Source organism: Mesorhizobium sp. AR10, assembly GCF_024746795.1.
Taxonomy (GTDB): Bacteria; Pseudomonadota; Alphaproteobacteria; order Rhizobiales; family Rhizobiaceae; genus Mesorhizobium.
Window position 1 is genome coordinate 1,641,443 of the sequence record NZ_CP080524.1, and the last position, 12,388, is coordinate 1,653,830.

General features: G+C 59.7%; 8 protein-coding genes. 7 read left to right on the top strand and 1 reads right to left on the bottom strand.

Annotated elements, in window-relative coordinates:
• Positions 1 to 258: 258 nt before the first annotated feature.
• From LHFGNBLO_RS11500 to LHFGNBLO_RS11520, 5 genes are all read left to right on the top strand, one after another.
• Positions 259 to 2,238, top strand: a complete 1,980-nt coding sequence (locus LHFGNBLO_RS11500; RefSeq protein WP_258606999.1) for an acyltransferase family protein — start codon at positions 259 to 261, stop codon at positions 2,236 to 2,238.
• Between the two features lie 780 nt (positions 2,239 to 3,018).
• Positions 3,019 to 4,044 (top strand): PIN domain-containing protein, encoded by a 1,026-nt coding sequence (locus LHFGNBLO_RS11505; protein ID WP_258607008.1) that lies wholly within the window; start codon positions 3,019 to 3,021, stop codon positions 4,042 to 4,044.
• A gap of 238 nt (positions 4,045 to 4,282) precedes the next feature.
• Positions 4,283 to 4,864: a VOC family protein gene (locus tag LHFGNBLO_RS11510; protein WP_258607010.1), complete on the top strand. Its 582-nt coding sequence runs from the start codon at positions 4,283 to 4,285 to the stop codon at positions 4,862 to 4,864.
• 28 nt (positions 4,865 to 4,892) lie between these two features.
• On the top strand, positions 4,893 to 5,771 hold the full coding sequence (locus LHFGNBLO_RS11515) for a glutathione S-transferase family protein (RefSeq protein ID WP_258607012.1): 879 nt from the start codon (positions 4,893 to 4,895) through the stop codon (positions 5,769 to 5,771).
• A 325-nt stretch (positions 5,772 to 6,096) separates the two neighbouring features.
• On the top strand, positions 6,097 to 6,468 hold the full coding sequence (locus LHFGNBLO_RS11520) for a hypothetical protein (RefSeq protein WP_258607014.1): 372 nt from the start codon (positions 6,097 to 6,099) through the stop codon (positions 6,466 to 6,468).
• Positions 6,469 to 6,567: 99 nt separating this feature from the next.
• Here the strand turns inward: LHFGNBLO_RS11520 and LHFGNBLO_RS11525 are convergent, their stop codons facing one another.
• A complete protein-coding gene (locus LHFGNBLO_RS11525) occupies positions 6,568 to 6,783 on the bottom strand; it encodes a hypothetical protein (protein WP_258607016.1) in 216 nt (71 codons plus the stop codon).
• A 126-nt stretch (positions 6,784 to 6,909) separates the two neighbouring features.
• On the opposite strand from LHFGNBLO_RS11525, the gene LHFGNBLO_RS11530 reads away from it, so the two are divergent.
• Together LHFGNBLO_RS11530 and LHFGNBLO_RS11535 are read left to right on the top strand one after the other, a co-directional pair.
• Entirely contained in the window at positions 6,910 to 7,146 is a 237-nt protein-coding gene (locus tag LHFGNBLO_RS11530) for a hypothetical protein (protein ID WP_258607019.1), read from the top strand.
• A gap of 590 nt (positions 7,147 to 7,736) precedes the next feature.
• Positions 7,737 to 11,960, top strand: a complete 4,224-nt coding sequence (locus LHFGNBLO_RS11535; protein WP_258607030.1) for a PAS domain-containing protein — start codon at positions 7,737 to 7,739, stop codon at positions 11,958 to 11,960.
• The last annotated feature ends 428 nt before the right edge of the window (positions 11,961 to 12,388 follow it).

A 12,388-nucleotide genomic window follows, 5' to 3' on the forward strand; every position in this document is an offset into this window, starting at 1 on the left:
CGCACTACATGGGCCAGCGAAGGCCGCCGGTGGGCGGGCGTCGACCGCGGCGCCGAGAAGGGAAGTAGTAACGGCAAACTTTGCCGTTGCTACTTTTACAGCCGACACAACGCGGCACGGCGACCACCCGCGACACGGAAGTTCGGCCTTCCGCGGCGAGGTTCGGGCTTGCCAATGCCCGTCCCTGGCGTCAATCTTGCCCCGAAGAGCCGCTCATCCGGAGGATGTCGGGTAAAGGGTCCGACCGTCGGCAGGAACATGATAAAATATCGCGCTGATATCGATGGCCTGAGAGCGGTTGCCGTCCTTCCCGTGGTGCTTTTTCATGCAGGGTTCCCCCTCTTTGGCGGTGGATACGTCGGTGTCGACGTTTTTTTTGTCATTTCTGGTTATCTCATCACCAAGATCATTGTTGATGATATCGAGCAGCACAAATACAGCGTGGCTTCATTCTATGAGCGGCGAATTCGCCGGATAATCCCGGCCTATCTTGCAACCGTCGTCGTAACAATGGTGGTCGCTCTGGTTTTTATGTTGCCCGAGGACTTGGAGGACTTCGGGGGGAGCGCCCTTTGGTCGGCCCTGATGTCTTCAAACGTGTTTTTCTGGATCGAAAGCAACGACTATTTCAACGGGGCAGCGGAGCTGAAGCCGCTGCTGCACACGTGGTCCCTTTCGGTCGAGGAACAATTCTACGTACTCTTCCCAATCGGGCTGCTCGTCGTTTATCGATTGGGGCTCTGGAGATATGCGGCTGCACTCTGCCTGTTGGCGGCGGTGGCCTCCTTGGGTCTCGCCGCTTATGGCGTCAGGCAAACTCCGATGGCGGCATTCTACCTTCTCCCAACTCGCGCATGGGAATTACTGGTCGGCTCGCTATTGGCCTTCGAACTCGTCCCTGCTCCCCGCAGGCGGGTTGCGGGTTGGGAATCTTTTGCGGGTCTCGGGCTCATTCTGGCACCCGTAATCTCCTACACAGCCGAAACCCCTTTCCCTGGCATTATGGCGTTGCCACCGGTACTGGGTGCCGCACTGATCATTCATTCGGGTCTCGGCCAATCTACTGCTCCTTTCACAGAGCTGTTGTCGAACCCACTTCTTCGATTCGTCGGATTGATCAGCTATTCTCTTTATCTATGGCATTGGCCAATCGTTGTCTTTATGAGGTATTACTATATTGAGTTGAGTTTCTATCAAAGGATCTTTATCGTCGCCTTCTCGATCGCTATAGCTTTTCTTTCCTGGCGATTCATCGAGCGACCGGGTCGGCGCCGTGATGGGACGTTGCGCCGACCGCAGCTGTTTCTGGCCACCGCAACCTCAATGGCCTTGCTCGCTGCGGCGGGCTGGGCTGCGCGCGAATCGCTGGGATTTCCATCACGGGTGCCGAAGGATATCCAGATTCTTGCAAGCAAGCGCGCTCATCAAGGGCCGTGGCGTGAATGCGGCTATGTCTATCGAGACAGGCGTGACATCGATACCCTCTGCGTCCGAGGGGCGGCCCACCAATCGCCTGATTTTGTCATCATCGGCGATAGTCACGCCAATGCTGTCGCTGCCGCCATCTTCCAAAACGCTGCGGAGGTCGGTCGCGCGGGTTACCAGATTTCGGACACTGGCTATCGACCGCTTCTGGACTTCGGCAAGTGGGGCGAAGAGAAAAAGTACCAATACATGAACCGGCTCACGACAGATTTTTTTGACGCAAGGCCGGGGGTCAAGAGTGTGATTGTTCCTATCTACTGGCGTCAGGCTGCGCTGGTCGATCGCTACTACAATTCAAATCGAAAAATCGTCGACGGTATTACTGCAATGAGGGAAGGCCTATTCACGCTGGTCGAACGCTACCCCGAAAAGCAGTTCCTGTTCGTGCTGTCCACAGCCAACTCTGACTTATTCGGCGCCAATCCTGCTGCCCGGGCCGCATGGTATGGGCATGCATTCAACCCTGTCGTCCATATGGCGGAGTTCAGGCGGATCACCGCCGCCTATGGCGGCATTGTCGACGACCTCCGGGCGCTCCCGAATGTCCAGTTCCTGGACATTTCCTCGCGTGTTTGTGACGTCAAAGTCTGTCACGGCTTCATTGAGGGCAAGCTGGCCTTCACCGACGACAATCATATCAGCTTTCAGGCGGCGATGCTCTTCAGTCCGGAGATAAGGGGATTTCTCGGTGGTTCGACACAAAGAACAATTGAAGGGGACCTGCTTGAGCGTCGGGCGCAAGGGCATTTATGACGATTCGAATTGGCAGACCGCAGTGGCGGCGTTTGGGTGAGACGAAACCAGCCTGCTGCGAAGGTTGTCGGAATGTAGCGAGCCCCCTTGACCCTTTGTGATTCTTCTCCCATTGCACACGCGAGCAGTAGGGCATTTCGCTATTTTTGATGCGGCGTAGCTGTAGTCGTTGTAGCTGGAGGGCGACTCAGGTACTTTGAAAATGAAAATGAACTTGAACGGCCTCCTAGGTACCCTTGACGCGGAGCCAAACGGCCAACCGCCTGGAAATCGTAGGACAAGCTAGACGAACAATCCGGATCGCCAACGTAACTGGGCGCATCATTTCACTGCCTCAAAAGCAGTGCAGACACCTCGCATCAAACGCGAGCGAATTCGTCGCATCAAAAGCGGCGCACACCCTGCTTCAAACGCAGGAGAATTTTCGTGCAGATCGATCTGCATCCCAGTTTAACTGCTGGTGCGCGCCCGGCTCTTATATGGAGCCAGCCCCATGGACATAATCGTCCTGTATGGGAAGGGGATTAGAATTCGGGTCAGTGCCCGCTTCTTCCTCGCAGTCGTCACCTTCATGGTGGCATATCTCTAACGGTCGGGCGGTTCGCAAGAGCCGCCCTTCTCGTTTTCCGACCCCGTAGGCGTGTGTTACGCCTCGCCCCTTGGGCATCGGGGTGCGCCGGATCGTCCGCGAGTGTCCTGGACAGAGATAGGCGGTAAGGATGGGGCTTTAATCTCTCGGAAATGCCTGTCAAAGATGCGGAGAACCATCGGACGCTAACAATGATCCATATCCTCATCGACACATGCGTGTGGCTAGACATGGCGAAAGACTACCGCCAGCAGACGATTCTTCATGCTCTTCGGGAACTGGTCGAACAAGAAGAAATTGCACTTATCGTGCCGCGGATAGTCGTTGAAGAATTTTCACGCAACAAGCAGCGCGTCACTGATGATAGCAAGCGTAATCTATCGAGCGTGTTTCGTCGGGTTCGTGAAGCCGTAGATCAGTTCTCCGACGATGCGAAGAAGGCCGAGACGCTGTCGCAACTTCACGAGATTGACCACAAGATCATAACTCTAAGCGATGCTGGCAACGAAGACGTCGGGTTGATCGAAAAACTTTTCGAGCGATCTGACATTATCGAAACGTCCGACTTGGTGAAGATTGCCGCAAGCGAACGCGGTCTTGAGCAACGAGCTCCATTTCATCGTCAGAAAAACAGCATCGCAGATGCAATGATAATCGAGGTTTATGCCGAGCATCTGAAACAGATTGCGTCTAACAAGCATGCGTTCATCACTCATAATTTCAAGGATTTTGGTGATCCAACTGGCGACAATCGGCTGCCTCACCCTGATATTGCAAATATGTTCGCGGATGAAAATTCCACCTATTCCACCCGGCTTGGCGAGTTCCTTAATGAAATCGCTTCCGAGCTTTTGGAAGACGTTAAATTTGAACTTGAGTGGATGGAGGAGCCGCGTCGGCTGTCAGAGATAATCGAGTCGATCGATCTGCTGACTGATCAAGTTTGGTACAACCGACATTGGAACAGACGCGTTCGCGTTGATAGTGGAAAGATCAAGCTCTTGCCAAGAGCTGAATACGACAAGGCCAAAAACAAAAGCAAAGTGATTTTGGATACAATATGGGAGGGAGCATTAAAAGCCGCTACAATGGTGGAGGAGAAGCACGACCCTGATAATCTTGGGCCTTGGAGCGATTTTGAATGGGGTATGGTCAACGGCAAGTTGTCAGCGCTCCGTTGGGTCTTAGGGGATGACTGGGACATGCTCGATACCTAGCGCCGTGCCTTGGTGATTCTCGGATTTGTCGGTCCTGGCGCACCGCCCCCAATTGAATTAGCATCACGTTACAAGCATGAGCCAAAGGCTCAGGACGGCGCGCAGAACGCCGGGGAACGGATCGGAAAAGTCGCCAAGCACGCACATTTGCCCCGCGCCTGGCGTGGTCGGCGACGGCATACCGCGGCCAGAGATCGAAGCTCGTTCCGGGGGCGAGGAGATGCCAGGGAGAGGGCCAATGCAGAAACTGCAATCGCAAGGCGTTCATCACATCACGCTGGTCGGCGCCGGGCGCCAGACCTCCATCGACTTCTGGGAGGGCGTGCTCGGCATGCCGTTCATCTTCGAGCAACCCAACCTCGACAAGGCCAAGGAAAGTCATCTCTATTTCGATCCGGGCGACGGAAGGCTGATCACCATCTTCACCGATGAGAGCCGCACGGCGGTCAAGCGGCGCACGCCGACCGATCCGGGCTGCGTCCACCACATCGCCTTTTCGGTGTCGCGCGTCACCTTCCTGCAGGCGGTCGCCCGGCTCGACGAGCGCGCCATCAAGCACAGCGGCGTCAAGGATCGCGGCTTCATGGATTCGATCTATTTCGAGGATCCGCTCGGCCTGCTGATCGAGCTTGCCTCCTACCGTTTCGAGCCGCCGGCGGGCTTCAGCCATGCCGACGTGCTGATGGAAGCCCACAAGGTCCGCGTCGCGCGCGGCGACTACAATATCGCCGAAGTGCATCTCGCCGACGCGATCCAGGCGCTCGTCGAGCGTTCCCGTGCAACCTTGTCGGACGACCGGGCGCCGAAGAATCCATATTGACGACAAGCCAATAAAAAGGAGGAACACGATGGCAAAGACAGCGACCAAGAGTGCGAAGAAGCCTGCCGCCAAGGCAGTAGCCAAGCCGGCCACGAAAGCAGCAAAGCCTGCGGCCAAGGCAGCGTCGAAAGTTTCCGCCAAGCCGGCAGCGAAAGCGGCGGCCAAGGCAACTGCCAAACCGGCCGCGAAAGCCAAGGCGAAGCCGGCGAAGAAGCCGGCGCTGAAGCTCAGCATGCTGAAGCCGAGCGTCAACAACATGACCGTTCGTGTCTTTGCACGCGCGGCCGGCTTCGACGCTGCCGAAATCGACGCCTGGGGCCATACGCGCTCACCCGAGTACATGGCGCGCAACCCGGCCCATCTGACGCCGATGATCGAGGACAAGGGCCTGCCGAGAGGTGTGCTGTGGGAAAGCTGCGCCATCATGCAATATCTCGCCAACAAGCATGGGCTGGAGAAATTCTACCCGAAGGCGCCGGCCAAGCGGGCGATGATCGACAGCGCCATGTTCTACCTGATCGGCACGCTCTACCCCTATGTGGCGCGCGCCACCTATCCGGCGCTCGGCTTCCCGCAATATGCCGGCGAGGTCGGCCACAGCGACGCCCATCCCGACAGGAAATCGGAGGCCCAGAAAGCCGCCATGGCGGCGATTGCCGAGCCGCTGGAGGTCTTTCACACCTTCTTCCGGGACGGCAAGCCGTTCATCGGCGGCAAGAACCCGTCGATCGCCGACATTCGGCTGGCGGCGACGCTCGAATTTCTGGCCGTCGTCGACTACGCGCTGCCCAAATGGGCGAAGGAGTACATGGCGGCGATGGAGAAGACGCTCGGCAAGGCCTATGCCGAGCCGGCCGGCGACGTGCGCGGCTACATCACCTATGTGAAGTCGCAGGCCAAGGCGTGACGCGGCAACGGTTGCTTTTTCCTGGCGCGCGGCCTGTGGAACCGGCCGTCGAGGGTAAGGATTCGTTAACCAAAACCCTATCTACTGACGGACAGTTCACCTTCAACTCGTGACCACGGATGTACTGGCGCGGATGCCAAGGTGGAAGGAAAGGTCGGCCCTGTGCCGGCCTTTTTGCTTTTCGGCGATTTTGACCAAGAGATGGCGAGCGGACTTCGGTATCAAGTTCCTGAGGAGACATATTGTCATTGCCTGCGTCGACACTATCATCAATCGGGGTTGTCCCTTGCGGGCTGCCGACTGGCTGGAGGACGAGGGCTTTGCAATGAAACGCGCTGCAGGACTGTCTGCGATTGCGGGCGCACTGTTGGCGGGTGCAACCTGTCAATCGAATGCCGCGACGCTCAACACCATGGGGGATGTCGGCGCTGCGATCCAGGCGTGCTGGAGCCCGCCGGCCGATGCCGGAAATTCCACCGTCACCTTGAGCTTCAGCTTCAAGCGCGACGGTACGCTGATCGGCCCGCCCCGGCCGAGGGCCATCAAGGTCGCCGGCGACGCAAAGGCGCGCCAGGCGTTTGTCGACGCGGCAACCGCGGCTCTCCAAAATTGCCTGCCGTTGAGTTTTTCGCCGGCACTTGCTCAAGGCATTGCAGGCAATGTTTTCACCTTGCAATTCGCCTCGCCAAAGCAATAGCCGGGCAATAGCCGGACGCCACATGCAGAAAGCCCGCTCGTTTCCGGGCGGGCCGATGCGGCATCGTCTCAGAGCGGCAGAGCCTGATCCGGTTTGGGGTCAGTGGTGGCTGCGCCTCGCATTGACATGCCGTGCCAGTTCCGGCGTCTCGAAGACATAGTCGTTCCAGGCTGATTCCGGAATCTGGCCGGCCAGATAGCATTCCAGCAACAGGCTTTGCTCAGGCGTCAGGGATCTCGGCGCCCGCTCATGGTCCAGTCCGAGTGAGTGGAACAGGTTTCTCGTCAGGCCAGAGACGGTGAAGTGAATAGACATCTTCGGTCTCCTTTGCTCACACAACGCGGAATGCCGAGGAAGGTTTCAACCGGCAGCGACGGAGCCTGCCTGGAACGCTCTTGCCGATCATCGCGTTGTGAAGGCGGTCAACCAGGAGCAATCGCCATGGTCACGTTCAGGGAAATGAAGGTGCAGGAGATCGTCGAAGACGAATCCCTGACCACCGAAGAAAAAATCGCCAGGCTTCGCGACATCGAATCCGAGGCTCGGGGGTTGCAGCGGGCCGCGTCGGAAAGCCCGATGGGCGACGATGACGGCTGGCAGGACGAACTGCGCCAGGTGCGTATGGCGCTGGACAAGCTTGGCGCCAAGGAACCCGTCAAGGGCGCAGCGTCGCTTTGATCGCCTCTTCAAAGAACGCTGTCGAGCGTTCGCACGTCAGCCTGGCAGCTATTCGCAGACCATGCGGATCCGCTTGCCGGGTTGGCTGACATTCCTGCATGTCAGCGGGTCCGCCGGCTCGGAAGACAGGTTGGGCGGGTTGGAGAGCCTGGTCACGCGCCTTGTCTGTTTGCTGGTTGTAGCGGCCCTGCGGGGCTCCAACGTTCTTGGCTCCTGCGGCGCTACGGGAAAGACGCCCGTCTCCATCTGCAATTGACTCGCTCGTGTCTGCGACGGATCTCTGTCCCAAAACCGCCTGACGTCGAGCGGTCGGGGGATGACCACCGTGCCGTCATAGCTGCGTGCGCAACCGCTGCCGAAAAGCAGCATCACGCACAGAAAAAAAGGCAGAATCCGGCCGAACATTAGCAACACCCCTATGTGACTTATAACGCGGCTGCGGTCCCGCCGACAACCGGCGGCATTGGCGCAGTTCCAGTTGCTGTTTCCTGATGATTGCAATCCGTTATGGTTAGCGGATCATTAATGCTTCTCGGGCACATTCCGTCGGCGAACCGCGGGGAAGGTTCGGCCTTGGTTTCGGGGACGGCATGGCGGAAGAAGCAGGGACAGCGGGGACACGCAGCAAGCGGGCCCCGCGCAAGGCAGCACATGGCGACGGCGCGCCATCGTTCACAGGACACATAGATTCGACCGAGGCGTTGCGCCAACTGGTCGAAGCCGGCGCGGACTGGATCTGGGAGACTGACGCCGAGTTGCGCTTTTCCTGGGTTTCGGAAAACTATCAGGCCGCCACCGGCATCGATCCCGCCAGCATTCTTGGCCGGTTTCGCTTCGACTTCCTCAAGCAGATGCTGGACGGCGATCGCAATGCTGCCGCGCATCTGGAGGATCTGCAGGCGCATCGGCCGTTTCGTGATTTCGCCTACGAATTGAAAGGCGGCCGCGTTGGCTGCCGCTGGGTCTGCATCACCGGCTTTCCCCGTTTCGATACCGAGGGGAAATTTGCCGGCTATCGCGGCATTGGCCGCAATGTCACGGCGCTGGCCGAGGCGTTCGACGAGCTGAGGCAGACGCAGGAGCAAAGCGTTCCGTGGTCAGGCAGCGCAATGGACGCCAAGCGTGGCGATGCCGAGACCGAGAGCGCCAACGCCAGGACCGCCGAAACCTTCGCCAATCTTCGCACGATGGTCGATCAGATGCCGATCGGTGTCCTCGTCCTCGATGCGGACCTGCGCGTGGAAGTCATCAATCGCGCCTTCTACGATTTCTGGCAGATCGATGCCCGGCGCGCCGAGATCGGCTGCAGCTTCCGTGACCTCATGGATGCCAGCCGCGATATCGACCCTTATGGATTCGAAGAAGCGGCATGGCAGCGGCATATCGCCGAGCGCGAGGCGGAAATCCGGGCGGGTACGGCCGGATCGCGGCAGTTCCCGCGCAATGACGGCCGCACGCTGATCTCGTCGATGGCACCGCTTGCCGGCGGCAAGCGGCTCATTTCCTATGTCGACATTACGGAGATGAAGGATCGCGAGGCAAAACTCGCCGAAGCGCTGGAGAAGTCGCGGCTGGCCGAGGCGGTGATCAACGGCGTCAAGGACCCGATCTTCGTCAAGGACGACAATCTGCGCTTCGTGTTCGTCAACGAGGCGTTCTCCGCCCTGTTCGGACAAACGCCGCAGGCGATGCTGGGCAAGCTCGGCGGCGATTTCGTCACGCCGCAGGAGGTGGTGCAGTTCGAGGAAAGCGAAAGGCAGGTCCTGGCGAGCGGCAAACCTTACGAAGTGGAGGAGAACTTCGCGTTCGCCGGCATCGGGCGCTCGCGCATCGTCCGGAAAAACCGCGTCAGCATGGCAAGCGGCCGCAACTATGTCGCCGGCTTCATCTTCGATATTTCCGACATGAAGCGCCGCGAGACGGAAGCCGAGGACGCCCGCAAGAATCTCGCCACCGTGCTGGAATCGCTACCGGCTGCCGTCATCATCTACGACCGCGACGACAATTTCGTCTTCGCCAACCACAAGCTGCAGGACACGCTGCCCGCCCTGAAGCCGGTATGGCAACCTGGCCGCACCTTCCGCGAGGCGCTGGAGTTGGGCCATTCGGTCGGCTATTTCCGCGTCTGTGGCGATCCCGAAGTCGACAAACTGTACGACAGCGATCCCGAGCGCTGGCTCGACGGCATTCTCGCCCGCTACCGTATGCCCAACTCATCCTACGAGCGTCTCAATCCCGACGGCCGCTGGTATCAGGTCTACGACATGCGGACCGACGACGGCACCTTCATCGGCGTGCGTGTCGACATCTCAGAGATCAAGAGCCGCGAAAAGGCGTTGCATGAGAGCATGCGCCAGATCGACCTGTTCCGGCACGTGATGGACGAACTGCCGGTTGCCGCCTTCATCAAGGCCGACGATCTCAGCATCGAATTCGTCAACAAGGCCTGGTGCGCCCTGACCGGCATCGCCAAGGAAGAGGTCATCGGCCGAACCGATCGCCAGTTGTTCGGCACCGACGAGGCCGAAGGCTACAGCCATGACGACACCGAGGTTCTCGTCACCGGTCACGGCAAGGAAATAGAAGAGCCCGTCACCCATCGCGACGGTACACTGCGGCAATTGATGACGCGCAAGAGCCGTCTGGTGGCGCTGGACGGGTCGGTGCATCTGGTCGGCTCCAGCACCGACATCACCGAGGTCAAGGCGCGCGAACACGCGCTGGAAGAAAGCATGCGCGAGAACGAGGTGTTCCGCAGCCTCATCGACAACGTGCCGGTGTCGATCTACGCCAAGCGCTCGGACCTCAGGGTGTTCTACGTCAACAAGGGCTGGTGCGATCTCACCGGCTTCAGCAGGGACGATGCGATCGGCAAGACCGACATCGAGATTTTCGGGCAGGATGGCGAAGCGTTCGTCAATGGCGATCTCGCCGTGCTGCGCACCGGCGAAACCCAGGAGGTCGAAGAGACCGTGACGCTGGCCGACGGCATTGTCCGCCACCAGTTCGCGCGCAAGGGCGCAATGATCGCGTCCGACGGCTCGCTCTATCTGATCGGATCGACCACCGACATCACCGAACTGAAGCAGCGCGAGGCCGAATTGCGCGAGGCGCGGCAGCGCGCCGTGCTTGCCGACCGTGCCAAATCGGAATTCCTGGCCAATATGAGTCACGAGATCCGCACCCCGATGAATGGCGTGCTCGGCATGGCCGAGCTTTTGGCCAAATCCGATCTCGACCCGAAGCAGAAGACGTTTACCGACATCATCGTCAAGTCGGGCAATGCGCTTTTGACCATCATCAACGACATCCTGGATTTCTCCAAGATCGACGCCGGCCAATTAGTGCTCGATCCGGCGCCCTTCAACCTTCCCGAGGCGATCGAGGACGTTGCGACGCTGGTGTCGACACGCGCCAAGGAGAAGGACCTCGAGCTCATCGTGCGCATCGAACCCGGTCTGGAAAGCCTGTTCATCGGCGATGTCGGCCGCATCAGGCAGATCGTCACCAACCTGGTCGGCAATGCGGTGAAGTTCACCGACGAAGGCCATGTGCTGGTCGACGTGACCGGGCGAAGGGTTCCGACCGGAACAAAGCTCACCATCTCGGTCACCGACACCGGCATCGGCATTCCGGAGGAGAAGCTGGGGCTCGTCTTCGAGAAATTCAGCCAGGTCGATACGACGTCGACGAGACGGCACGAAGGCACCGGTCTTGGCCTTGCCATCACTTCGCGGCTCGTCGACCTCATGGGCGGCGAGATCGGCGTGGAGAGTGCCGAAGGCAAGGGCTCGACCTTCTGGTTCGCCGTCACCCTGCCGAGAGCCGGGGAACAGACAGGACGACGGATCATGCCGGTGGACGTGACCGGCGCACGGGTGCTGATCGTCGACGACAATGCCGTCAACCGCTCGATCCTGAGCGAGCAGATGACATCGTGGACCTTCGATTCCTGCGCGGCGGAAAGCGGCGCCGAAGGGTTGCAGGTGCTTATCGCCGCTGCCGCCTATGGCGTGCCAGTCGACTGCGTCGTGCTCGATTACCAGATGCCGGAGATGAGCGGCGCTGAAATGGCGCGGATCGTGCGCAACACTGCCGGCCTCACCGATACGCCGATCATCATGCTGACATCCGTCGACCAGTCTCTCGCCAACACCAGCTACCGCGATCTTGGTATCGACGCGCAGCTGATCAAGCCGGCGCGTTCCTCGGTGCTGCTGGAGACACTGGTCGCCACCATCCAGCGCCACCATCACAATACGAATGGCGGCCGCGTGCTGCCGGCGGCGAGCGGCGGTTCCGGCGACGGTACAGCGGAGCCACCGCCGGTGCAGCAGCCCTTTGCCGCATCGGCACGGGCCTTGCTGCAACCACCGCCGGTTCGGGCCCGCGCTCGGGCCTTGGGTGACGAGCGCAGGCTCGATATCCTCGTTGCCGAGGACAATGAAGTGAACCAGATGGTGTTCACCCAGATAATCGGCGAAACCGGCTACAGTTTCGAAATCGTCGGCAACGGCCGCAAGGCGCTCGATGCCTATGGCAGGCTCAATCCGCGCATGATCCTGATGGATGTCTCGATGCCGGAGATGAGCGGTCTCGAAGCAACGGCCGCAATTCGCCGGCTGGAGGAGGAAACGGGCACGCATATCCCCATCGTCGGCGTCACCGCGCACGCGCTGAAGGGCGATCGTGAACGCTGTCTGGAAGCCGGCATGGATGACTATCTGCCCAAGCCGATCAGCCCCAGGGCCTTGCTTGAAAAGGTCGAGCGCTGGGTCGGCACTGGCGGCGAAGTCCAGCGCAGCGCAGGATAGGACCACCGTCGGGCGTGTTTCGCCAACCGCGTAGAAAGATCGCTGGAGATTCGGCAGCGCGCCTGCGCGAAACACCATGGTGCGATCGCACCATATCAATGGGCGCGCCCAGCCGGGACAATGGTCGTATCGAATCCGCCCCTTCAGTTACGGGCGGGAGCAAGCGACCGCCGGCAAGAAACAGGATCAAATCTACCCCAACGGACCTGTTTTCGGCGATGGTTCGGCCACGATATGCTCTGGCCACGGGCAACGCGCTCCCGCCCGGTTTTTCTTTTCCAACGCCGGTTGCGGCGATTGCCGGGGGAAATGCTGGCCGGAATCGCGCAAGTCCCTGATTCCCGCGGCAAACTGCGGCCGCCTTGCCGAGGTTGGCCGGCTGCCGTTTTCGACACGCCTGTGCGACGTTACCGGGCTGACACGAAACT

Bases quoted from the DNA above. Each gene is read 5' to 3' on its own strand.
- LHFGNBLO_RS11500 (WP_258606999.1), top strand. From the start codon at position 259: ATGATAAAATATCGCGCTGATATCGATGGCCTGAGAGCGGTTGCCGTC.
- LHFGNBLO_RS11505 (WP_258607008.1), top strand. From the start codon at position 3,019: ATGATCCATATCCTCATCGACACATGCGTGTGGCTAGACATGGCGAAA.
- LHFGNBLO_RS11510 (WP_258607010.1), top strand. From the start codon at position 4,283: ATGCAGAAACTGCAATCGCAAGGCGTTCATCACATCACGCTGGTCGGC.
- LHFGNBLO_RS11515 (WP_258607012.1), top strand. From the start codon at position 4,893: ATGGCAAAGACAGCGACCAAGAGTGCGAAGAAGCCTGCCGCCAAGGCA.
- LHFGNBLO_RS11520 (WP_258607014.1), top strand. From the start codon at position 6,097: ATGAAACGCGCTGCAGGACTGTCTGCGATTGCGGGCGCACTGTTGGCG.
- LHFGNBLO_RS11525 (WP_258607016.1), bottom strand. From the start codon at position 6,783: ATGTCTATTCACTTCACCGTCTCTGGCCTGACGAGAAACCTGTTCCAC.
- LHFGNBLO_RS11530 (WP_258607019.1), top strand. From the start codon at position 6,910: ATGGTCACGTTCAGGGAAATGAAGGTGCAGGAGATCGTCGAAGACGAA.
- LHFGNBLO_RS11535 (WP_258607030.1), top strand. From the start codon at position 7,737: ATGGCGGAAGAAGCAGGGACAGCGGGGACACGCAGCAAGCGGGCCCCG.